The sequence below is a fragment of the Cellulomonas sp. JZ18 genome (genome assembly GCF_009720485.1).
Taxonomy (GTDB): Bacteria; Actinomycetota; Actinomycetes; order Actinomycetales; family Cellulomonadaceae; genus Cellulomonas.
Window position 1 is genome coordinate 2,299,626 of sequence record NZ_CP045245.1, and the last position, 22,393, is coordinate 2,322,018.

Below are 22,393 nucleotides of genomic sequence, written 5' to 3' on the forward strand. Positions count from 1 at the left end.
TCCCATGTGCCGGATCCGCGCCTCGCCCCGCGGCGACGGCGGCGCACGGGGTCCGGACGTCGGCGGACGCCGGCACCGACGACGACGGCGGCGGCCGGGGATCGCTCCCCGGCCGCCGCCGTCGTCCTGGTGCGTGCGCTCAGGCCCGCAGCTGCGCCCCCACGCGGGCGTGCGCCTCGGCGACGACCGCCTCGCGCACCGCGGCCGTCTCCTCCGCCGTGAGCGTGCGGTCCGCGGCGCGCAGCCGCAGCGCGAACGCCAGCGACCTGCGCCCCTCGCCCACCTGGTCCCCGGTGTACACGTCGAACAGGCGCACGTCCTCGAGCACGTCGCCCGCGGGGCTCTGCGCCGCCCCGGCGCGCACCGCGGCGAGCACGTCCGCGGCGGGCACCGACGCGTCGACGACGAGCGCGACGTCCTCCTTGGCGACCGGGAACGTCGACACCGGCACGGCCTGCACCGGCTCGGCCGGCGCGGCGGCGAGCAGCGCGTCGAGGTCGAGCTCGAACGCGACCGCGCGCGCCGGCAGGTCGAGCGCGGCGACGACGTGCGGGTGCAGCTCGCCCGCGTGCCCGACGAGGACGCCGTCCGCCGTGCTCAGCCGTGCGCACCGGCCGGGGTGGAACGGCGCGCGCTCCGTGTCGGCCGCGGCGACGAGCTCGACACCGACGACCTCGGCCGCGCGGCGCGCGAGCGCGATCGCGTCGGTGTGGTCCGCACGCCGGCCGCTCCCCCACCAGCCGCCCGGCTCGACGTGCCCGGCGAGGACGCCGGCGACGTGCAGCGGCTGCGCCGGCACCGCCGCCTCGAGGGCGGCGAGGTCGGCGTCGGACGGGCGCACCCCGCCGGGCAGACGCGGCGCGACGCCGGGCCCGTCGGCGGGCAGCGTGACGAGACCCGCCTCGAACACGCCGAGGTCGCCGGTGCCCCGGCTGACGTTGCGCCGCGCCGTGTCGAGCAGCGTGACCAGCAGGTCCGTGCGCAGGAGCGGCTCGGAGTCCGCGAGCGGGTTGACGAGCCGGACGGCACGCCGCCGCGGGTCGTCCGGCGGCAGGCCCAGCGCGTCCACCTGGGCCCGGCCCACGAACGGGTAGCTCAGCACCTCCACGAGGCCGGCGGCGGCCAGCGCGTCGGCCACCGCGCGGCGCGCGCGCTGCTGCCGCGTGAGCCCGCGCCCCGCCGGCGCCGGCGGCACGACGGACGGGATCGCGTCGTACCCCCGCAGACGTGCGACCTCCTCGACCAGGTCCACCCCGGACTGCAGGTCCGGGCGCCACGTCGGCACGTGCACCGTCCACGTGCCGTCCGAGGGGTCGACCGTGCAGCCGATCGCCTCGAGCGTCGCCCGCACCTCGTCCGCCGTGTACGGCACCCCGACCAGCCGTGCGGGGAGCGTCGGGTCGAACGGCACCGGTGCCGGCGGGCTCGTCGTGTCGACGTCCGTCAGCGCGTCCTCGACCGTGCCGCCGCCGTACTGCACGAGCAGCGCGGCGGCCCGGGCCGCGGCGACGCGCGGCAGCTGCGGGTCGACGCCCCGCTCGAACCGCTTGGACGCCTCCGACGACAGCCGGTGCCGCCGCGACGAGCGGGCGACCGACACCGGGTCGAAGTGCGCCGCCTCGAGCAGCAGGTCCGTCGTCGCGGGGCCGACCTCGGTCTCCGCACCGCCCATGACGCCCGCGATGCCGAGCACCCGCGCGCCGCGCCCACCGGTCGAGTCGGTGACCAGCAGGTCCTCGGGGTCGAGCTCGCGGTCGACGTCGTCGAGCGTCGTGAGCCGCTCGCCGGGACGCGCGCGCCGCACGACGACCGGCGCCGTCAGCGTCCCGAGGTCGTACGCGTGCATCGGCTGCCCGAGGTCGAGCATCACGTAGTTCGTGACGTCGACCGCGAGGCTGATCGGGCGCATGCCGGCACGGGTCAGGCGCTGCTGCATCCACGCCGGGGACGGGCCGTGCGCCGCGACGCCGCGCACGACCTGCGCGACGAACCGGTCGGCGCCCGGCACGCCGTGCACGGGCCGCTCGTCGTCGATCTCCACCGCGAAACCCGCGGGCCGCTCGGCGAGGTCGGCCGCGGTCGGCAGGCCCGGGTCGGTGAACGCCGCCCCGGTGGAGTGCCCGTACTCGCGTGCGACGCCCCGCAGGGAGAAGCAGTAGCCACGGTCGGGCGTCACGTTGATCTCGAGGACCTCCTCGCCCAGCCCGAGCAGGGCGAGCGCGTCGGTCCCGGGGGCCGTCACGTCCGCGCCGTAGCCGAGCCGCTCGAGCACGATGATGCCCGCGTGGTCCTCGCCCAGCCCGAGCTCGCGGGCCGAGCAGATCATGCCGTCCGACACGTGCCCGTACGTCTTGCGCGCGGAGATCGGGAACGGCCCCGGCAGCACGGCGCCCGGCAGCGCGACGACGACGCGGTCGCCCCCGGCGAAGTTGTGCGCCCCGCAGACGATGCCGCGCGGCACGGTCGGGTTCCCGTCGGCGTCGAGCGCGTTGTGCGCGCCGACGTCCACGTGGCACCAGTTGATCGTCTTGCCGTTCTTCTGCGGCTCCGGCGTCAGGTCGACGACCTGCCCCACGACGACAGGGCCGGTGACGCCCGACGTGTGGACGGCCTCCTCCTCGAGCCCGACGCGGACGAGGTCGGCGGCGAGCTGCTCGGCCGTGAGGCCGGCGGGCAGGGCGACGTGCTCGGCGAGCCAGCCCAGCGGGATGCGCGGCATCTCAGACCACCGCCCGGAACTGCGTGGAGAAGCGGACGTCGCCCTCGACCATGTCGCGCATGTCCGCGATGCCGTGGCGCAGCATGAGCGTGCGCTCGATGCCCATGCCGAACGCGAACCCGGAGTAGCGCTCCGGGTCCACGCCGCAGGCGCGCAGCACGTTCGGGTTGACCATCCCGCACCCTCCCCACTCGATCCAGCCGGGTCCGCCCTTCTTCTGGGGAACCACAGGTCCATCTCCGCGCTCGGCTCGGTGAACGGGAAGAACGACGGCCGCAGTCGCGTGCGCGCCTCCGGTCCGAACATCGCCCGCGCGAAGTGGTCGAGCGTGCCCTTGAGGTGCGCCATCGTCAGGCCCTCGTCGATCGCGAGGCCCTCGACCTGGTGGAACACGGGCGTGTGCGTCGCGTCGAGCGCGTCCGTGCGGAAGACCTTGCCGGGGCAGGCGATGTAGACGGGGACCCCGCGCTCGAGCAGCGTGCGCGCCTGCACGGGCGACGTGTGCGTGCGCAGCACGAGGCCGGACGCGTCCGCCGGCACGTCCGGGTCCTGCGGCGCGACGAAGAACGTGTCCTGCATCTGCCGCGCGGGGTGGTCGACGCCGAAGTTCAGCGCGTCGAAGTTGAACCACTCCGCCTCGAGCTCCGGGCCCTCGGCGATCTCCCACCCCATCGCGACGAAGACGTCGGCGATGCGCTCCGAGAGCGTGCTCAGGGGGTGGCGCGCACCCGCGGGCCGCCGGTCGGCGGGCAGCGTGACGTCCACGGCCTCCTCGACGAGGACGCGCGCGTCGCGCTCGGCCTCGAGCTCGGCCGTCCGTGCGGCGACGGCCGCGTTCACGCGGCCGCGGGCCTGGCCGACGAGCTTGCCGGCCGCGGCCTTGTCCGGGCCGGGCAGGGCGCCGATGGCGCGGTTCGCCCGGGCCAGGGCGCTCTGCTCGCCCGTGTGGGCGAGACGGGCGGCCTTGAGCGCGTCGAGGTCGCCCGCCGCGGCGACGTCGGCGAGCGCGGCGTCGACGGCGGCGGCGACGCCGTCGGCGTCGAGCGGGGACAGGGGTGTGTCGTCGGTCATCAGGACCTTCCAGGACGGTTCCGGGCGGCCGTCACCCGCGTGCGACGGTGGCGGCCGGCGGTCGGGCCGCGCCGCGGGGCACGGGTCGACCGGTCGGGGAGTCTAGTGGCGCCCGTCCCGGGGCCGGGGTCGGCGTCCGCGCCCGCGCGCGTCGCCCGACCCCGTGTCGCAGCCCGCCGCTCAGCGGCTCATCGGCGCGGCCCGGGGACGGGCCGGGCGAATCGACGACCACCGACGGCCGTCGGGCGCACGCCGGTGCGTGCGAGGGCTGCGGACATGCCGTCCATGGTGCCACCCCGCGCACCGCGCCCGCAGCCGACCGGCACCTCGGGTGCCGTCCGTCCCGCGCCGGGCTCATCCCCCCAGCGCCCACTCCCCCACCGTGCGGTACAGCGGCCCCCCGCCGCGCCCCTCGCCCGGGCGGGACTCGACGAGCGTCACCGCCGCGACCTGCCACGCGGGACCGTCGTACACGGCGAGCGCCTGCGCCAGGGCGTCGACGGGGTCCGGCTCACCGGCCGCGGCGGTGCGCCCGCCGGGGCCGCGCGCGCCGTGCGGTGCCCCGCGCCGGCGCGGGGGACGCGACCCCGGGCGCGCACGTCCGACGGTCAGGTGCGGCCGGTTGCGAGGACGGTCGTCCGGACGCGCGCCCAGCGCGTCGCCGACCGCCCGCGCACCCGCGGACAGCCGGGACATGGCGTCCACGTCGCCCCCCACGCCGACCCACAGGGTCCGGTGGGAGAAGACGCCGGCCCCGCGCAGCGCGAGCTCGAACGGCGCCGTCACCCCGGCCAGCGCCTCCAGGTCGGCGGCGAGGTCGTCGGCCAGCGCGTCGGGCACCGCGCCGTAGAACGCGGCGGTCAGGTGCCAGGCGTCGCGGGCCGTCCAGCGGACGGGCTCCTCGGGCCCTCCCCGTGGGCGCACCGCGGCGAGCGCGAGGTCCAGGTGGTCCAGGACGTCGGCCGGGGGCCACACCGCCGCGAACAGACGCATGGCGTCAGCCTGCCAGGTCGGCGCCCACGCGGCCGGACTCGTCAGCGGCGTTGTGCGCGCGCCGAGGCGAAGAGGCACACCGCGGCGGCGGTCGCCAGGTTGAGCGACTCCGCACGGCCCCGGATGGGCACGCGCACCACGGCGTCGGCGAGCGCCCGGTCGTCGTCGCTCATGCCCCAGGCCTCGTTGCCGAACACCCACGCCGTGGGGGCCGCGAGGTCCGGCACGCCCGCCGGTGCGGCGCCGGCGACGTCGAGCAGCGCGTCGAGGTCGTGCTCGCCCCGGCCGTCCGCCGCCAGCACGCACAGGCCGGCCGCCCGCAGGTCGGCCACGACGTCGGCGAGCTCCCCGCCCGTGGCCACGGGCAGGTGGAACAGCGACCCCGCGGTGGAGCGCACGACCTTGGGGTTGTGCACGTCGACGCTCGCGCCGGTGAGCAGGACGCCGTCCGCGCCGGCGGCGTCGGCGGTCCGCACGACCGTGCCCGCGTTCCCCGGGTCCCGGACCTGGGACAGCACCGCGACGAGCCGCGGTGCGTGCGCGAGCACCTCGGCGCGACCCGGCAGCGCGGCGTCCACGACCGCGACGAGCTGCTGCGCGTCGGGGCTCATCGCGTCGAGGACCTCGGTGCTGCCGCGCCGGACGCGCACGCCCGCCGCCGCGGCGGCGGCCACGACGTCGGCGTACCGGTCGGCCGCGTCGGGGCCCACGTACACCTCCCGGACCTGGTCGGGAACCTCGGCGACGGCCTCGCGCACCGACTGCGGGCCCTCGACGAGGAACGTCCCGGTGCGGCGGCGCACGGACCGCTGCGCGAGCGAGCGCACGTGCTTGACCCGGTCGGCGCGCGGGTTGGTCATCGTCTCGTCGGGCACCGGGTCATTCTCCCGTGTGCCGCGCGGGCCCCGCGCCCGTGCGCTCCCGGTCCCGCGGCTGCGCGCACCCCGCGGTGCTCACCCGGCGGCGCGCACCCGGCGCGCACCTGCCCGCAGACGCCACCGCCCCCGCCGTCACGAGGACGGCGGGGGCGGTGCGAGCGGTGCGTCGGCTCAGGCGGCGGTGGCCGGAGCGTTGACGTCCTCGGGGAGGGCGTCCTTCGCGACCTGGACGAGCGCGGCGAACGCGGCGGCGTCGTTCACGGCCAGGTCGGCGAGCACGCGACGGTCGACCTCGACACCCGCGGCCTTGAGGCCCTGGATGAGGCGGTTGTAGGTCAGGCCGTTCTCGCGCGAGGCGGCGTTGATGCGCTGGATCCACAGCTTGCGGAAGTCGCCCTTGCGCGCCTTGCGGTCGCGGTAGGCGTAGACGAGGGAGTGGGTGACCTGCTCCTTCGCCTTGCGGTACAGGCGCGACCGCTGACCGCGGTAGCCGCTGGCCTTCTCGAGGGTCGAGCGGCGCTTCTTCTGGGCGTTGACCGCCCGCTTCACGCGTGCCACGTGATGCTCCTTGCTTCGGGTCCGGGGCCCGGCGCTCCCCGCGGCGCCACGTGGGCGCCGCTGGGGTCAGCGGCCGAGCAGCTTCTTGATCTTCGGGGTGTCGGCGGGCGAGACGACGACGTCACCGGCGATGCGGCGGGTGCGGCGGCTCGACTTGTGCTCCAGCAGGTGGCGGCCGCCGGCCTGCTCGCGCATGACCTTGCCGGTGCCGGTGACCCGGAACCGCTTCTTGGCACCGGAGTGCGTCTTGTTCTTCGGCATGGCTGCCGTCTCTCCTTGTCGTTCGCATCGCACGGTCGTGCGACTCGGGGCGTGCGGGACGTCCTGGCGGACGTGCCGGGTCGGTCAGCTGGCGTCGTCGCCCGACCCGCGCGGACCGGGCCGCGGGGCCGGCTTCGGGGCACCGCCGGGACGCGGGCCCGGACGGGCCGCCGACGGCGTCGCCGTCGAGGGCGCGGCCGGACGCGGCGCGGCGGGCCGGGGCGCCGGCGGGCGCGGCGTCTGCGGACGGGGCGTCGCGGTGGGCGCCGCCGGTCGCGCGGGGCGGCGGCGGGACGCGAGGCGGACGTGGCGGGACGGGCCGGCGTCGCCGGTCGCGCCGGCGACGCAGGACGCGACGCGGGCGTGGCAGGACGGGCCGGACGCGCCGGGGCCGGCTCGGCGGGCGCCTGCGGCTCGGGAGCGCGGGGGCAGGAGCCTGCTCGACGGGGGCCTCGACGGCCGGGGCCTGGGCCGCGGGGGCCTGGGTCGCGGGGGCCTGCGCCGGACGTGCCGGGGCGGCGGCCGGGGCGGACGCCGCCTCGGCGGCGGGGGCGCCGTCGGCCTGCTCGGCCGGCTGCTCCTCGCGCTGCTGCGCCGCGGCCGCGCGCCGCTGCTCCTTCTGCTGGTCCGCCTTCTTCTTCGTCGGCCCCAGCACCATGATCATGTTGCGGCCGTCCTGCTTCGGCATGCTCTCGATGAAGCCGAGCTCGGCGACGTCGGCGGCGAGCCGCTGCAGCAGGCGCACGCCCATCTCCGGGCGCGACTGCTCGCGACCGCGGAACATGATCATGACCTTGACCTTGTCGCCGGCCTTGAGGAACCGCTCGACGTGGCCCTTCTTCGTGCCGTAGTCGTGCGGGTCGATCTTGAGCCGGAAGCGGATCTCCTTGAGGACGGTGTTGGCCTGGTTCCGCCGGGCCTCACGCGCCTTCATGTCGGCCTCGTACTTGAACTTGCCGAAGTCCATGATCTTGCACACGGGCGGACGGGCCGTGGGCGCGACCTCGACCAGGTCGAGGTCCGCGTCCTGGGCCAGACGCAGGGCGTCCTCCAGGCGCACGATGCCGACCTGCTCGCCGTTGGGTCCGACGAGTCGGACCTCGGCGACGCGGATCCGATCGTTGATGCGGGGCTCGCTGATGTGGTGCTCCTCGGGTTCGTCGTGGTGGACCCCAGGAACGAGGAAGGCCCCCGCCCTGGGCACAGGCGGAGGCCACGTCCGAACGGCGGTGCGCACGGCGACCACCGACCGGGCCGACGGACGTGCCGCCGACCCGAGGACTGGGACCCGGTCCCTGTCGCCGGCGCGAGGCCGGACGGGCGGGACCCAGGTGGGAAGGACTCCACTTGTGCACCCGCTCCATCACGCACCCCCGACTCCGGCACGGACACCCGGGGGTGGCCGTGCGGCGGGACGAGGGCGCGCGACAGCGCGGGTCAGTCACCGACGACTGTACCACCCCTCCCCCGGGCGCCGAGGGGGCACGTCCCCGTATCGCTCTCGCACCTGCCGGCATACGCGTGTCGATACTTGAACCATTCCAGAAAACGTGCTGGAGTGAGGCCGTGCCCGACACCGACCTGCTGCGCGAGCGAGGCCTGCGCGTGACCGCGCCGCGCCTCGCCGTCCTCGACGCGCTGGGCGGCCACGGCCACCTCGACGCCGACGAGGTCCTGCGCCGCGTGCGCACCACGCTGCCCACCGTGTCCGTGCAGGCCGTGTACGACGTGCTGCACGCCCTCACCGGCGCCGGTCTGCTGCGGCGGATCGAGCCGGCGGGGCACCCTGCCCGCTACGAGCGGCGCGTCGGCGACAACCACCACCACGTCGTCTGCCGCGGCTGCGGCGCGGTCGACGACGTCGACTGCGTCGTCGGCCACGCGCCCTGCCTCGTGCCGAGCTCCACGTCCGGCTTCGCGGTCGAGAGCGCCGAGGTCACCTTCTGGGGCCTGTGCCCCGCCTGCCGGCAGGCCGGCTGACGCCCCTGCTGCCACGAACCCCCGTCGCCACGCGCGGCGGGTCGCTGCACCCCGGGCTGCGCGCCCGGGCCGAGGAGAGGAACCCGCTTGTCCCACGTGCCCCCCACCACGACCAACTCGGGCGCCCCGGTCGCCTCGGACGCCCACGCCCTGAGCGTCGGCGCCGACGGCCCGATCGTCCTGCACGACCACTACCTCGTCGAGAAGCTCGCGCAGTTCAACCGCGAGCGCGTCCCCGAGCGCGTCGTGCACGCCAAGGGCGGCGGCGCGTTCGGCACGTTCACGGTGACCAACGACGTGTCGGCCTACACGCGCGCCGCGGTCTTCCAGCCGGGCGCCGCGACCGAGATGCTCGCGCGCTTCTCCTCCGTGGCGGGTGAGAACGGCTCCCCCGACACGTGGCGCGACCCGCGTGGGTTCGCGCTGAAGTTCTACACGTCCGAGGGCAACTACGACCTCGTCGGCAACAACACCCCGGTGTTCTTCCTGCGCGACGGCATCAAGTTCCCCGACTTCATCCGCTCGCAGAAGCGCCTGCCGGGCTCGAACCTGCGCGACAACGACATGCAGTGGGACTTCTGGACCCTGTCGCCCGAGTCGGCGCACCAGGTCACGTGGCTCATGGGCGACCGCGGCCTGCCGCGCTCGTGGCGCACCATGGACGGCTTCGGCTCGCACACGTACCAGTGGGTCAACGCCGCGGGCGAGCGCTTCTGGGTCAAGTACCACTTCAAGACCCAGCAGGGCATCGACAACCTGACGGCCGACGAGGCCGCGCAGCTGGCGGGCTCGGACGCGGACCACCACATCCGCGACCTGTACGAGCACATCCAGGACGGCGACTTCCCGCGCTGGACCATGAGCGTCCAGGTCATGCCATACGAGGACGCGAAGACGTACCGCTTCAACCCGTTCGACCTCACCAAGGTGTGGCCGCACGCGGACTACCCGCTGATCGAGGTCGGCGTGATGGAGCTCAACCGCAACCCGGAGAACTACTTCGCGCAGATCGAGCAGGCGACGTTCGCGCCGAGCAACTTCGTGCCCGGCATCGGCCCGAGCCCGGACAAGATGCTGCTCGCGCGGATCTTCTCCTACGCGGACGCCCACCGGTACCGCGTCGGCACGAACCACGCGCAGCTGCCGGTGAACGCGCCGAAGTCCGAGGTGCACTCCTACTCCAAGGACGGCCAGGGGCGCTACACGTTCCCGTCGGCCGACCGCCCGGTCTACGCGCCGAACTCGTTCGGCGGCCCGGCGGCCGACCCGGCGCGTGCCGGTGAGACGGGCGGCTGGGAGTCGGACGGCGAGATGGTGCGCGCCGCCGCGACCCTGCACCCGCAGGACGACGACTGGGGCCAGGCGGGCACGCTGTACCGCGAGGTCTTCGACGACGCGGCGCGCGCCCGCTTCCTCGAGACGATCACCGGGCACGTCGGCGCCGTGAAGAACGACGACATCCGCGCCCGTGCGGTGCAGTACTGGACGAACGTGGACGCGGGCCTCGGCGCCGCCCTGCGCGAGTCCCTCGCGGCGATCGGCGCGCCGGTCGAGACCGGTGAGCCCGGCACCGTGAGCGTGCCCGTCGCCTGACGGGCGACGCCACGACCGACGGTCACGTCACGACGTACCGGTCGCCCCTCGACCGGTACGACCGGCGCCGACGGCCCCCGCGTCGGCGCCGGTCACCCGGCCGGCCCCCCACGGCCACGACGACGGCCCCGTCCCGCCCCCTCCCGCGGGACGGGGCCGTCGTGCCTGTGCCGGCGGGCGGGGCCCACCGCGGTGAGAGGATCGGGAGCATGAGCGAGCCCACCGAGCAGGACCAGCGCACCGCCGAGGCCGTGCGCGACATCGCGGACGTGGCGGCGGTCGAGGTCATCACGACCGCCGCGGTCCACCTCATGAGCGCCGCGGCCGTCAAGTGCGGGCTCGCCGAGGACGGGCCCGACGCGCCGGGGTCAGCGCACCGGGACCTCGACGAGGCCCGCAAGCTCATCACCGCCCTCGCCGCCCTCGTCACCGCGTCCGCCCCGGACATCGGCAACCAGCACGCCCGCTCCCTGCGCGACGGGCTGCGGTCCCTCCAGCTGGCCTTCCGCGAGGCCTCGCCCTTCCCCGACGCCCCCGGCGAGGGGCCCGGCGAGAAGTTCACCGGCCCCGTCTCCTGACGGCACGGGTGCGGCGGCCGTCGCCGCCGGCTCCCCCGGGCCGTCGGCGACACCCGCCGCAGCACGGCGCCGACGGACCAGGGCGGTGACCGCGAGACCCACGAGCGCGACCCCGCCGCCGACCGTGGCCGCCGTGAGGAAGCCGGCACCGGCACCCGCGCGGTCGATCGTCCAGCCGCACAGCGGCGCCCCGAGGGCGTTGCCGACGGTCTGCATCGTGCCGCTCCAGCCCATGACCTCGCCGCGGCGGTGCTCGGGCACGAGGCGCACGAGCGTCGCGTTGATCGACGCCAGGGCGGGTGCGCACGGCAGGCCCGCCACGAACACGGCCACCGCGAGCGCGACCGGGCCGGGCACGAACGCGGCGGGCACCGTCGCGAGCGCGAGCAGCGCGACGAGCAGGAGCGGCGACGGCTGACGGGCGCTCGTGCCGTGGAGCAGACCGCCGACGACCGAGCCCCCGGCCCACAGCGCGACCATCCACCCCACGTCCGCCGCGCGCCCGCTGTCGTTCAGCGCCGCGACGAGCGACACGTCCGTCCCGACGAGCACGAACGCCGCCGCGACGGCGGCGAGCAGGACGACGACGAGCTGCGGCGTCAGCACGCGCGTCGCACCGACGGCCGACGACTGCACGGTGCCGGGTGCGCTGCGGGTGGGCGGGTCGGCCCACAGCAGGAGCACCCCGGCGCCCACCGTCGCCACGCCGACGACCGTGAGGGCGAGGACCGTCGAGCCCTGCACGGCCAGCAGCGTGCCGACCACCGGGCCGAGCATGAACGTCAGCTCGGTGAAGACCGAGTCGAGCGCGTACGCGGCCTTCTGCTGCGCGGGCGGGACGAGCACGGCGAGCGACTGGCGCACCACCGAGAACACGGGCACGAGGAAGACGCCGCCGACGAAGACGACGGCCACCAGCGGCGTGTACGACAGGTGCGGCGCCGCGAGCCACACGGCCGACTCCACGAGCACCGACGGCAGCAGCGCACGACGCAGGCCCACCCGGTCGACGAGCCGTCCGCGCCAGGGGGCACCGACCGCGACGCCGATCGTCATCGACGCGGCCACCACGCCGGCGCGCGCGTAGCCCTCGTCCAGGGCGGTCACGACGTGCAGCGTGAGCACGACCCCGCTCATCGCGTGGGGGACGCGCGCGACGAGGGCGACGACGAACAGGCGCAGCACGCCGGGCAGGCGCAGGACGTCGGAGTAGGAGGACCGCACGGCTGCCGATGGTCACACGCGCCGGACCGTCGGGCGGCATCGTTTTCCTGCCGTTGACGTGCGGTTGGGTGATCCACGGCACGCCGCCCGGCCGGCGGCCCCCCGGGACCTATCCTGGCCGGATGACCGGCGGACCCGTCCCCTCCTTCGGCCCCGAGCACCCGCGCCCCGCGCCGGCCGTCCCGCCGCCCGCTGCACGGCACGACGGCGCGGCGCCCGCGTCCTGGTGGGGCCCGCAGCCGACGACGGGCGACGTCCCGCCGGCCGCGTCCGCACCCACCACGCTCCTGGTCCCGACCGACCCGCCGCCGCGACGCCGCCGCGCCGTCGTCGTCCTCGCGCTCGTGCTCGTCGGGGTGCTGGTCGCGGCGGGCCTCGTCGGCGCCCGGCTGTGGAGCACGACGCAGCGGTGGGAGCAGGCGGCCGCGGACTGGGAGGCCCTGGCGCGCTCGCACGGCGAGCAGCTCGCGCAGGCGCAGGCCGAGCTCGAGGCGACGACCGGGGACCTGCAGGCCACCCGCGACCAGCTGGCGACGGCGCAGACCCGCATCACCGAGCTCGCCGACGAGAAGGCGCAGCTCGGTGACAGCACGGCGGCGCAGCAGCAGCTGGCCGACTACCAGGCGCGCGTCTCCCAGGCGGCGGGGAACGTCGCGACCGCCCTGTCGAACTGCGTCGAGGGCCAGGAGACGCTCATCGGATACCTCGAGGACGCGGCCCGGTGGGACGCCGCGGACCTGGCGCGCTTCCGGGCGGACGTGGAGCGCGTGTGCGGCGCCGCGACCGAGGCGAACGCGGCGCTGCAGCGGGAGCTGGCCCGGTGAGCGCACCGCGCACCGCCCGCGGCGCCGCCCGCTGCGCGACCCTGCTCGTCGCCCCCGCCGTGCTCGCCGGCTGCGCCCTCCTCCCCGCCCCGCCGGCCCCGGTCCCGACCAGCGTCGTGCCGACGGCGGTGCCCGTCCCGGTCGCCACGGCCGACGCGACCCAGCTGTCCCCCGACGGCTTCGACGCGGCGCAGCGCATGGCCGTGCGGATCCGCAACATCGGCTGCGGCGCGCTCTCGACGGGGTCGGGCTTCGCGATCGACGAGCACACGCTGGTGACGAACCGGCACGTGGTGGCCGACTCCGCGCAGCTCGAGCTGAGCACGTACGACGGGCGGGACCTCGCGGCGGAGGCCGCGAGCACCGCCGCGCTGGCGGACCTCGCCGTCGTGCGCACCGTCGACCCGCTGCCGCAGGCCCCCGTCCTCGCGGACGCCGACCCCGCGGTCGGGGACCCGGTGACCGTGGTCGGCTACCCGCTGGGCCGGCAGCTGACCGTCACCGACGGTCGTGTCGTCGCCACCGTGACCGACCCGCTGCACGAGAACCTGGGCGAGGTGCTCGTGACGGACGCGCCCGTCGAGCCCGGCTCGTCCGGCAGCGCCGCGCTGGACGCGTCCGGACGCGTGATCGGGGTCGTGTACGCGAAGAACTCCCTCGGGCTCAGCTTCGTCGTGCCCGTCAGCACGCTGCGCACCCTGCTCGCGGACAGCGCCGCCTTCGCCCCCGCGCCCTCGTGCGGCTGACCGGACCGCACGCCGACCCACCCGGAGGAGCCATGCCCGACCGCGCGTTCGACCCCGCCGCCCTGGTGCGCGCCGCCGCCGACACGTTCACGGTGCGCCGCGTGTTCGGGGAGGCGTACGAGCACGACGGCGTGCTGGTCGTCCCCGTGGCGCGGGCGACCGGCGCCGCCGGCACGGGTGCGGGCGGCGCGGCCGCCGGGGACGCCGCGGGCGGGTCCGGCGACGGCGGTGGCGGCGGCTGGACGACGCACGTGCGGCCGCTGGGCGTGTTCGTCGTGGACCGGGACGGCGCGCGCTGGTCGCCCGTCGTGAGCGTGGACCGGGCGATCCTCGGCGGCCAGGTGCTCGTCGCCGTCGTGGCGAGCGCGTGGGCGCTCGCGTGGGCCGTGCGTCGCCGCCGCTGAGGAGCGGTCCGGGATCGCGGGGCGGTCAGGTCGCGGCGCGCAGGCGCAGCTCGAGCGAGTCGACCCGCGCCGTGACGACGGGGTCCCCCGCCAGCGCCGCGTTCACCTGGACCAGCACCCGGTCGAGTCCCGCGCGGTCGAGACCGGGCAGGAGGCCCAGCTGCACCGCGACCTCCGCACGCGTGCCGGGCACCGCGTCGACGCTGCGCACGAGGCGGACGCCCGCCAGGGCGGCGGCCACCGCCGCGCGCACCTCGGGGTCGACCACGCCGTCGACGACGGCGGGGCGCCAGGACTCGCCGCGGGCGAGCGCCTCGACCGCGGTGCGGGGCAGCACGACCGGGACCGGCCCGGCGGGGTCCACGACGAGCACCTCCCAGCCCTCCGCCACCGCGGAGAGCGCCGCCCGCGGCACGTCGCTCGGCACGGGCCGGGCGTCCGCGCGCCAGCGGCGCATGCTGTCGACGGCCGTGAACACGGGCAGCGCGGTGCGCCCGTCGGGCGTGCGCAGCGCGACGACCCCGGCCGACGCCTCCTTGTCGACCGTGTGCGCCTGCCCCGCGTGCTCGACGACGTCCGCGACCTCGAGCTCGGCGAGCACGGGGACGAGCACGCGCGTGCCGGGCAGCGCGGCGACGACGGCGGCGACGTCCGCGTCCCCGGCCGCGTGGCGCGCGAGCACGGCGGCCAGGGTCGGGTCCGCGGTGCCGTCGTCACCGGCGAACGGCGACGACGGCGGCAGCGCGCGCCCCGTCACGGACGTCCGGCGACGTCGAGCGCCTGGGGCAGGGTGAACGCGCCGGCGTACAGGGCCTTGCCGACGATGGCGCCCTCGACGCCGACGGGCACGAGCGTGCGCAGCGCCGCCAGGTCGTCGAGGCTCGAGACCCCGCCCGACGCGACGACCGGCGCCGACGTGCGGGCGCAGACCTCGCGCAGCAGGTCGAGGTTCGGGCCGCGCAGCGTGCCGTCCTTCGTCACGTCGGTGACGACGTAGCGCGAGCAGCCGGCCTCGTCCAGACGGGCCAGGACGTCCCAGAGGTCCCCGCCCTCCTGGGTCCAGCCGCGTGCGGCGAGCGTGGTGCCGCGCACGTCGAGGCCGACGGCGACCTGCTCGCGGTGCGAGGCGATGACCTTCGCGGTCCACTCGGGGTCCTCGAGGGCCGCCGTGCCGAGGTTCACGCGCGTCGCGCCCGTCGACAGCGCGCGCTCGAGCGACGCGTCGTCGCGGATCCCGCCGGACAGCTCGACCTTGACCCCGCGCCCCGCCAGCTCTCGCGTCACGTCCGCCAGCAGGGCCGCGTTGGAGCCGCGCCCGAACGCCGCGTCGAGGTCGACGAGGTGGATCCACTCGGCGCCGCCGTCGTACCAGTCGAGGGCCGCGGTGAGCGGGTCGCCGTAGGACGTCTCCGAGCCTGCCTCGCCCTGCACGAGGCGGACGGCCTGGCCGTCGGCGACGTCGACGGCGGGCAGGAGCTCGAGCCGGGGGGTGTCGGTCATGGATCCTCTTCGTGGCCGTGCGCGTACCGGGGCCCGGCGTGCGCGGGTGGGGCGGGCGGCACGCGGCTCAGCGCAGCGAGCCGACCCAGTTCGACAGCAGCTGGGCGCCGGCGTCGCCGGACTTCTCGGGGTGGAACTGCGTCGCGGACAGCGGGCCGTTCTCGACGGCGGCGACGAAGCGGCAGCCGTGCTCGGACCACGTCACGAGCGGCGGCGCCATGGGGTGCTCGCCGGGCGCGGGCGCGTCGGCCAGCGGGAACGACCGGGCCGCGTAGGAGTGCACGAAGTAGAAGCGCTCGTCCTCGAGCCCGTCGAACAGCACCGTGCCCTCGGGGGCGTCCACGGTCGACCACCCCATGTGCGGCACGACCTCGGCCTCCAGGCGGTCGACCACGCCGGGCCACTCCCCCAGGCCCGCGGCGTGCACGCCGTGCTCGACGCCCTCGGCGAACATGACCTGCATGCCGACGCAGATGCCGAGCACGGGCCGGCCGCCGGCCAGGCGGCGGTCCACGACCTGGTCGCCGCCGACGCCGCGCAGGCCGTCCATGACGGCCGCGAACGCGCCGACACCGGGGACGACGAGACCGTCCGCCTCCAGCGCGGCCTGCTTGTCACCGGTCAGCTCGACGTCGGCGCCCACGCGCTGGAGGGCACGCACGGCGGAGCGCACGTTGCCGAAGCCGTAGTCGAGGACGACGACGCGGGGGACGAAGGCACCCCCCGAGTCTACCCGCGCGGGCCGTGCCACCCGTCGGTCGGTCCGCGCGGTGGCCGGCGGCGACGGTCTGCGGCGAGGGTCGGCGGCGGTGGTCAGCGCTGCAGCAGCGGCGGGGGTCAGCGGCGGTTCTGCGCGAGCAGGCGCATCGCCTTGAGCCGGGAGATGCCGACCGACGTCACGACGCCCTCGACCTCGCCCACCGGCACGTCGCCGAGCAGCAGGTCCTCGAGCACCGCCGGTGCGCCCGAGAGCACGAGACCCGCCGGCAGGTCCTTCTCCCGCGTCCCCGCGACCCACTGGCCGGCGTCGACGCGGCCCTCGCGCTTCTCCAGCAGCACGACCGGCACCTGCCGGAGCATCTGCGACACCGCGGCGGCCGTCCGGGCACCGTCCGCGGGCGAGCGGGGCACGGCGATCGCGCCGACGGACGACGGCACGGCGTCGACGTCGAGCTTCGCGAGCGCGCACGCCGCCGCGAGCGCCTCGGCCGTCGCGACCTGCGTGACGAGGACGGCCAGCGTCGGCGCCCGCGGCGTGGTGAGGGACGACAGGTCGTCCGGGACCTCGAACGACAGGTCGTCCTCGCCGCCGCCGGGTCGCTCGCCGCTCACAGCGCGCCCTTCGTCGACGGCACGCCCTCGACCCGCGGGTCGAGGGCGACGGCGGCGCGCAGGGCACGCGCGAGGGCCTTGAACTGCGCCTCGACGATGTGGTGCGGGTCGCGGCCGGCGAGCACGCGCACGTGCACCGTGAACGCGGCGTGGTGCGCGATCGACTCCAGCACGTGGGCCGTCAGGGACCCGGTGAAGTGCCCCCGATCAGGTGGTACTCCTGCCCCGGGGGCTCGCCGGTGTGTACGAGGTAGGGACGCCCGGACACGTCGACGACCGCGTGCGCGAGCGCCTCGTCGAGCGGCACGGTGGCGTCGCCGTAGCGGGCGATGCCGCGCTTGTCGCCCAGCGCCTGACGCAGCGCCTGCCCGAGGACGATCGCCGTGTCCTCGACCGTGTGGTGCACGTCGATGTGCGTGTCGCCCTTCGCGTGCACCGTGAGGTCGATGAGCGAGTGCTTGCCCAGGGCGGTGAGCATGTGGTCGTAGAACGGCACGCTCGTGTCGATCTCGGTGCGCCCCGTGCCGTCGAGGTCCACCTCGACGACGACCGTGGACTCGCTCGTCGACCGCTCGACGCGGGCCGTGCGCCGGGCCACCGGCGCGTCCTGCTGCGGGCTCATCGTCCCGTCACCTCCACCAGGGCGTCGCGGAACGCCGCCGTCTCCGCCGGGGTGCCGACCGACACCCGCAGCCATCCCTCCGGACCGGTCACGCGCACGAGCACGCCCCGGTCGAGCAGACCCTGCCAGACCGCCTGGCGGTCGTCGAACGTGCCGAAGAGCACGAAGTTCGCGTCGGAGTCGCACGCGGTGAACCCGCGTGCGCGCAGCCACGCGACGAGGTCGTCGCGCTCCTCGCGCAGCGAGCCGACCTGCGCCATGAGCTCGGGCGCGTGCGCGAGCGCGGCCCGTGCCACGGCCTGCGTGACCGCCGACAGGTGGTACGGCAGGCGCACGACGCGCAGGCAGTCGACGAGCCGGGGGCTCGCGGCCAGGTAGCCGACGCGCGCCCCGGCGAGCCCGAACGCCTTCGACATGGTGCGGCTGACCGCGAGGTGCGGGTGGTCGGCGAGCAGCTCGAGCGCCGAGGGCGTGCCCGCGCGACGGAACTCGCCGTAGGCCTCGTCGACGACCACGACGCAGCCGCCGGGCACCTGGGCGGCCGCGTCGAGCACGACCCGGACCGTGTCGGCCGGCAGCGCCGTGCCCGTGGGGTTGTTCGGGCTGGCCAGCAGCACGACGCTCGGCGCGTGCTCGGCGATCGCCGCGCGCGCGTGCCCGGGGTCGATCGTGAAGTCCTCGGCGCGCCGGCCGACGACCCACGCGGTCGACGTGTCGCGCGCGTACTCCGGGTACATCGAGTACGTCGGCGCGAACGACAGCGCCGTGCGGCCGGGCCCGCCGAACGCCTGCAGGACGTGCAGCATGATCTCGTTCGACCCGTTCGCCGCCCACAGCTGGGCCGGGTCCAGGCGCACACCGGACTCCGTCGCCAGGTAGTCGGCCAGGTCGGTGCGCAGCGCGAGGAAGTCGCGGTCCGGGTAGCGGTTGAGCCCGCGCGCGGCCTCCGCGACGGCGGCGGCCACGTCGGCCACGACCTGCTCGGAGGGCGCGTACGGGTTCTCGTTGACGTTGAGCAGGACCGGCACGTCGAGCTGCGGCGCGCCGTACGGCTCGATGCCGGCGAGCTCGGGCCGCAGCGGCAGGGCCGCCGCGGGGCGGTCGGGGGCGGAGGTCACGGTCCCCGAGTCTATTGACCCCGCGACGACGTCCCGTGCACCCGCCCGCGCCGGGCCGCTGTCGGACGCGCGGCCTACGCTGCCGGTCGTGCCCGACTCCGCCGTGCCCGCCCCGCCCGACTCCCCGTCCGGCTCCCCCGTCGACCGCGCGGCGTTGCGCGCCCGGGCCGAGGAGGTGCTGCGACGGCTCGTCGGCCGCGAGGACGCGCGCCTGCACGAGGACCAGTGGCAGGCGATCGAGGCGCTCGTGGCCGACCACCGGCGTGTCCTCGTGGTGCAGCGCACCGGGTGGGGCAAGTCCGCCGTGTACTTCGTCGCCACCGCGCTGCTGCGCGCGGGGGCGGGCGGCGCGCGCCGCGGACCGACCGTGATCGTCTCGCCGCTGCTGGCGCTCATGCGCAACCAGGTGGAGTCCGCACGACGGGCGGGGATCGCGGCCGAGACCCTCAACTCGGCGAACGTGCAGGAGTGGGCGGACGTGCACGCGCGTGTCGCCGCCGGCGAGGTGGACGTCCTGCTCGTCTCCCCGGAGCGGCTGAACAACCCGGGCTTCCGGGACGAGGTGCTGCCCCGGCTCGCCCAGGACGCCGGGCTCGTCGTGGTCGACGAGGCGCACTGCATCTCGGACTGGGGCCACGACTTCCGCCCCGACTACCGGCGCATCCGCACCCTGCTCGGTGACCTGCCCGCCGGCGTGCCGGTCCTCGCGACGACCGCGACCGCGAACGCCCGCGTGACCGCGGACGTGGCCGAGCAGCTCGGCGGGGACGACGCGGTGGCACCGCTGGTCCTGCGCGGCTCGCTCGACCGGCCGTCCCTGCGCCTGCAGGTCACGCAGCTGCCCGACGTCGCGACGCGGCTGGCGTGGCTCGCCGCGACGCTGCCCGCGCTCGAGGGCTCCGGCATCGTCTACTGCCTCACGATCGCCGCCGCCGAGCAGGTCACCGAGCACCTGCGCGCGGCCGGGCTGGACGTGCGCACCTACACCGGGCAGACCGACCCGGGCGAGCGCGAGGCCGCGGAGGCCGACCTCCTGGCCAACCGCGTCAAGGCGCTGGTGGCGACGTCGGCGCTCGGCATGGGCTTCGACAAGCCCGACCTCGCCTTCGTCGTGCACGTGGGCGCGCCGTCCTCGCCGATCGCGTACTACCAGCAGGTCGGGCGTGCGGGGCGCGCCACCGCGCGGGCCGACGTCGTGCTGCTGCCCGGTCAGGACGACCGCGCCATCTGGGAGTGGTTCGCCTCGACGGCCTTCCCGCCCGAGCAGGAGGTCCGCGCCACGCTCGCGGCCCTCGACGCGCACGGCACGCTCTCCACGGCGAACCTCGAGACGTTCGTGAGCCTGCGCCGCACGCGGCTCGAGGGGATGCTCAAGGTCCTCGACGTGGACGGCGCCGTGCGCCGCGTGCGGGGCGGCTGGGAGTCGACGGGCGAGCCGTGGTCGTACGACGCGGAGCGGTACGCGCGCGTGACGGCGGCCCGCCGCGCCGAGCAGGCCACGATGCTCGAGTACCTGAGCACGGACGCGTGCCGCATGGCCTACCTGCGGGCGGCGCTCGACGACCCCGCGCTCGAGGACGGGTGGCGCTGCGGGCGCTGCGACACCTGCACGGGCACGACGGTCGGCGCGGTGCCCGACCAGGACGCCGTGGCGTCGGCGCGGTCGCTGCTGGCCGTCCCCGGTGAGCCCGTGTCCGCCCGGCGCCAGTGGCCGACCGGTCTGGCGTCCCTCGGGCTCGACCTGCGGGGACGGCTGCCCGCCAAGGAGCAGGTCGCGGAGGGGCGGGCGGTCGGTCGCCTCGACGGGCTCGGGTGGGGCGGTCCGCTGCGCGCCGCGCTGCTCGACGACGTTCCCGCCGAGCTGCCGACCACCCTGCGCGGCGCGGTCCGCGAGGTCCTCGAGGCGTGGCGGCCGCAGGTGGACGTGGTCGTCGCCGTCGGGTCGGCGAGCCGCGGTGCGCTCGTCGCGCACCTGGCCGCCGGCACCGCACGCCTGCTCGGCGTCCCCGCGGCGGGGTCCCTGACGGCTCTCGGCGCGCCGCCGCGGCACGACGTGAACTCGGCCCAACGGCTCGCCGACGTCGTACGGCACCTGGCCCTGCCCGACGACGTGGCCGCCGCCGTGGCGGGCCGACGCGTGCTGCTCGTCGACGACCGGACCGACACCGGCTGGACGCTCACGGTCGCCGGGCGGCTGCTGCGCCGCGCCGGCGCGAGCGAGGTCCTGCCGTTCGTGCTCGGCGTCGGCTGACGCCACGGCCTCCACCCACGCCGGCCGCCCCCACACCAGCCGCCCGGGCGCCGTCGGCGCCCGGCGCACGGGCGCGGCGTCGCGGCCGGCGTCGTCAGAACCGGGCGCGGACCGCCTCGCCGTGCGCGGGAAGACCCTCGGCGTCCGCGAGCGCCACGACCCGGTCGGCCACCTGTGCGAGCGCGTCGGCGTCGTACTCGACGACCTGCACGGCCCGCACGAACGAGTGCACGCCGAGGCCGCTCGCGAAGTGCGCGCACCCCCCGGTCGGCAGCACGTGGTTGGACCCGGCCATGTAGTCACCGAGCGACACCGGCGACCAGGGCCCGACGAAGATCGCGCCGGCGCTCGTGACCCGGTCCGCCCACGTCGCGGCGTCCACGGTCTGGATCTCGAGGTGCTCGGCACCGTAGGCGTTCACCACGTCGAGCCCCGCCTCGAGGTCGTCCACCAGGACGATCGCCGACTGGGAGCCGTTCAGGGCGGTGAGCACGCGGTCGCGGTTCATCGTGGCCTCGGCGAGGTCGACGAGCTTGGCCTGGACAGCGCCGGCCAGCTCGACCGACGGGGTGACGAGCACGGCCGCCGCCAGCGGGTCGTGCTCGGCCTGCGACACGAGGTCGGCGGCGACGTGCACGGGATCGGCGGTGCCGTCCGCGAGGATCGCGATCTCGGTCGGCCCGGCCTCGGCGTCGATGCCGACGAGCCCGCGGACCAGCCGCTTCGCCGCGGCGACGTACACGTTGCCCGGGCCGGTGATGACGTCCACCGGCTCGCAGAGCGTCTCGCCGTCGACCTCGTCGCTGCCGGCCGCGCCGTACGCGAGCATGGCGACGGCCTGCGCACCGCCGACCGCGTAGACCTCGTCCACGCCGAGCAGCGCGCACGTGCCGAGCACCACCGGGTCGGGCAGCCCGTCCCGGTCCTTCTGCGGCGGCGAGACGACGACCAGCGAGCCGACGCCGGCCTCCTGCGCGGCGACGACGTTCATCACCACGGACGACGGGTAGACCGCGAGCCCGCCGGGGACGTAGAGGCCGACCCGACGCACGGGCAGCCACCGCTGCCGCACCCGCGCACCGGGTGCGACGTCGACCGTGAAGTCCTGCGGCCGCTGGGCCGCGTGCACCTGCCGCACCCGGCGGACCGTCTCCTCCAGCGCCGCCCGGACCCGCGGGTCGAGCGCGGCGAGCGCCTGCGCGAGCGCCGCCGCCGGGACCCGCACGTGCTCGGGACGGATGCCGTCGAACCGCTCGGACAGGTCGCGCAGCGCACGGGCACCGTCGGTGCGCACCTGCTCGAGGATCGGCGCGACCGCGGCGGCCGCGTGCTCGACGTCGAGCTCCGCACGCGGCAGCTCGGCGAGCAGCTCACGACGGGACGGACGGCGGCCACGCAGGTCGATGCGGGAGATCACGTGCCGAGTCTAGGCGGGCGCCGCCGCCGCGACCGTGACGTCCACGGGCGGTAGCGGCCACCGGTCCCTGTGCGGCCCGGGGTGCGCGATCATGGGGCGCATGGACGAGGTGCACGTGCGCGACGACGTCATCCGGCTCGGTCAGCTGCTGAAGCTGGCCGGCGTCGCGGACTCCGGCGCGGAGGCGCGCGCGCTCCTCGAGGACGACGCCGTCCGCGTGGACGGCGAGCCGGAGAACCGCCGGGGCCGGCAGGTGACCCGCGGCGCCGTCGTCGAGGTCGACCTGCCGACCGGGGTCGTCTCCTTCACGGTCGTGTGAGGCGG

The 22,393-nt window shown here is 76.4% G+C and carries 19 protein-coding genes and 4 pseudogenes; 8 read left to right on the plus strand and 15 right to left on the minus strand.

The window, feature by feature from the left end:
• Window positions 1-139 precede the first annotated feature (139 nt).
• The 7 genes and pseudogenes from pheT to infC all read right to left on the minus strand — a co-directional run.
• Window positions 140-2,719 carry a phenylalanine--tRNA ligase subunit beta gene (gene pheT / locus GC089_RS10420; protein ID WP_155377625.1) on the minus strand — a complete coding sequence of 860 codons (2,580 nt, stop codon included), beginning with the start codon at window positions 2,717-2,719 and terminating at the stop codon, window positions 140-142.
• Window position 2,720: 1 nt separating this feature from the next.
• Window positions 2,721-3,790: pseudogene (pheS, locus tag GC089_RS10425) on the minus strand (phenylalanine--tRNA ligase subunit alpha).
• Between the two features lie 354 nt (window positions 3,791-4,144).
• Entirely contained in the window at window positions 4,145-4,783 is a 639-nt protein-coding gene (gene thpR, locus GC089_RS10430; RefSeq protein WP_155377626.1) for an RNA 2',3'-cyclic phosphodiesterase, read from the minus strand.
• A gap of 41 nt (window positions 4,784-4,824) precedes the next feature.
• Window positions 4,825-5,643: an RNA methyltransferase gene (locus GC089_RS10435; RefSeq protein ID WP_155379129.1), complete on the minus strand. Its 819-nt coding sequence runs from the start codon at window positions 5,641-5,643 to the stop codon at window positions 4,825-4,827.
• A gap of 189 nt (window positions 5,644-5,832) precedes the next feature.
• The gene (gene rplT, locus GC089_RS10440; protein ID WP_155377627.1) at window positions 5,833-6,219 is read right to left on the minus strand and encodes a 50S ribosomal protein L20; all 387 of its coding nucleotides are present in this window, start codon (window positions 6,217-6,219) and stop codon (window positions 5,833-5,835) included.
• Window positions 6,220-6,285: 66 nt separating this feature from the next.
• Window positions 6,286-6,480 (minus strand): 50S ribosomal protein L35, encoded by a 195-nt coding sequence (rpmI, locus tag GC089_RS10445; RefSeq protein WP_046528208.1) that lies wholly within the window; start codon window positions 6,478-6,480, stop codon window positions 6,286-6,288.
• 694 nt (window positions 6,481-7,174) lie between these two features.
• Window positions 7,175-7,726, minus strand: a pseudogene (gene infC, locus GC089_RS19115) (translation initiation factor IF-3); the annotation flags it as partial.
• Window positions 7,727-8,046: 320 nt separating this feature from the next.
• Here infC and GC089_RS10455 point away from each other — a divergent pair.
• The 3 genes from GC089_RS10455 (at window position 8,047) to GC089_RS19120 (ending at window position 10,631) form a co-directional block, all read left to right on the plus strand.
• A complete protein-coding gene (locus GC089_RS10455; protein ID WP_155377628.1) occupies window positions 8,047-8,460 on the plus strand; it encodes a Fur family transcriptional regulator in 414 nt (137 codons plus the stop codon).
• 87 nt (window positions 8,461-8,547) lie between these two features.
• Window positions 8,548-10,053: a catalase gene (locus GC089_RS10460; RefSeq protein WP_155377629.1), complete on the plus strand. Its 1,506-nt coding sequence runs from the start codon at window positions 8,548-8,550 to the stop codon at window positions 10,051-10,053.
• A 209-nt stretch (window positions 10,054-10,262) separates the two neighbouring features.
• Complete coding sequence (locus GC089_RS19120; RefSeq protein WP_155377630.1) at window positions 10,263-10,631, plus strand: DUF1844 domain-containing protein; 369 nt, start codon at window positions 10,263-10,265, stop codon at window positions 10,629-10,631.
• 36 nt (window positions 10,632-10,667) lie between these two features.
• On the opposite strand, the pseudogene GC089_RS10470 reads toward GC089_RS19120, so the two are convergent.
• A pseudogene (locus tag GC089_RS10470) lies at window positions 10,668-11,855 on the minus strand (MFS transporter); the annotation flags it as partial.
• Window positions 11,856-11,977: 122 nt separating this feature from the next.
• Between GC089_RS10470 and GC089_RS10475 the strand changes: the two are divergent.
• The 3 genes from GC089_RS10475 to GC089_RS10485 are packed head-to-tail and all read left to right on the plus strand — an operon-like array spanning window position 11,978 to window position 13,829.
• The gene (locus GC089_RS10475) at window positions 11,978-12,679 is read left to right on the plus strand and encodes a hypothetical protein (protein ID WP_155377631.1); all 702 of its coding nucleotides are present in this window, start codon (window positions 11,978-11,980) and stop codon (window positions 12,677-12,679) included.
• Complete coding sequence (locus tag GC089_RS10480) at window positions 12,676-13,425, plus strand: S1C family serine protease (RefSeq protein ID WP_155377632.1); 750 nt, start codon at window positions 12,676-12,678, stop codon at window positions 13,423-13,425. Before GC089_RS10475 ends, GC089_RS10480 begins: the two co-directional genes overlap by 4 nt.
• Window positions 13,426-13,457: 32 nt before the next feature.
• The gene (locus GC089_RS10485; protein ID WP_155377633.1) at window positions 13,458-13,829 is read left to right on the plus strand and encodes a spore germination protein GerW family protein; all 372 of its coding nucleotides are present in this window, start codon (window positions 13,458-13,460) and stop codon (window positions 13,827-13,829) included.
• Between the two features lie 25 nt (window positions 13,830-13,854).
• On the opposite strand, the gene GC089_RS10490 is transcribed toward GC089_RS10485, so the two are convergent.
• The 6 genes and pseudogenes from GC089_RS10490 to GC089_RS10515 all read right to left on the minus strand — a co-directional run bounded on the left by GC089_RS10490 (window position 13,855) and on the right by GC089_RS10515 (window position 18,401).
• Entirely contained in the window at window positions 13,855-14,586 is a 732-nt protein-coding gene (locus tag GC089_RS10490) for an SseB family protein (protein WP_155377634.1), read from the minus strand.
• Window positions 14,583-15,329 carry a bifunctional 1-(5-phosphoribosyl)-5-((5-phosphoribosylamino)methylideneamino)imidazole-4-carboxamide isomerase/phosphoribosylanthranilate isomerase PriA gene (gene priA, locus GC089_RS10495; RefSeq protein WP_155377635.1) on the minus strand — a complete coding sequence of 249 codons (747 nt, stop codon included), beginning with the start codon at window positions 15,327-15,329 and terminating at the stop codon, window positions 14,583-14,585. The genes GC089_RS10490 and priA overlap by 4 nt, the downstream gene beginning before the upstream one ends.
• Window positions 15,330-15,396: 67 nt before the next feature.
• Complete coding sequence (gene hisH, locus GC089_RS10500; RefSeq protein WP_155377636.1) at window positions 15,397-16,080, minus strand: imidazole glycerol phosphate synthase subunit HisH; 684 nt, start codon at window positions 16,078-16,080, stop codon at window positions 15,397-15,399.
• Between the two features lie 86 nt (window positions 16,081-16,166).
• Complete coding sequence (locus tag GC089_RS10505; RefSeq protein ID WP_155377637.1) at window positions 16,167-16,661, minus strand: hypothetical protein; 495 nt, start codon at window positions 16,659-16,661, stop codon at window positions 16,167-16,169.
• Window positions 16,658-17,283 (minus strand): annotated as a pseudogene (gene hisB / locus GC089_RS10510) (imidazoleglycerol-phosphate dehydratase HisB). The gene GC089_RS10505 and the pseudogene hisB overlap by 4 nt, the downstream one beginning before the upstream one ends.
• The gene (locus tag GC089_RS10515; protein ID WP_155377638.1) at window positions 17,280-18,401 is read right to left on the minus strand and encodes a histidinol-phosphate transaminase; all 1,122 of its coding nucleotides are present in this window, start codon (window positions 18,399-18,401) and stop codon (window positions 17,280-17,282) included. The pseudogene hisB and the gene GC089_RS10515 overlap by 4 nt, the downstream one beginning before the upstream one ends.
• A gap of 88 nt (window positions 18,402-18,489) precedes the next feature.
• Between GC089_RS10515 and GC089_RS10520 the strand changes: the two genes are divergently transcribed.
• Window positions 18,490-20,652 (plus strand): RecQ family ATP-dependent DNA helicase, encoded by a 2,163-nt coding sequence (locus tag GC089_RS10520; RefSeq protein WP_370513987.1) that lies wholly within the window; start codon window positions 18,490-18,492, stop codon window positions 20,650-20,652.
• A gap of 94 nt (window positions 20,653-20,746) precedes the next feature.
• On the opposite strand, the gene hisD is transcribed toward GC089_RS10520, so the two are convergent.
• A complete protein-coding gene (gene hisD, locus GC089_RS10525) occupies window positions 20,747-22,069 on the minus strand; it encodes a histidinol dehydrogenase (protein WP_155377640.1) in 1,323 nt (440 codons plus the stop codon).
• 100 nt (window positions 22,070-22,169) lie between these two features.
• On the opposite strand from hisD, the gene GC089_RS10530 reads away from it, so the two are divergent.
• Window positions 22,170-22,388, plus strand: a complete 219-nt coding sequence (locus tag GC089_RS10530) for an RNA-binding S4 domain-containing protein (RefSeq protein ID WP_155377641.1) — start codon at window positions 22,170-22,172, stop codon at window positions 22,386-22,388.
• Window positions 22,389-22,393 lie beyond the last annotated feature (5 nt).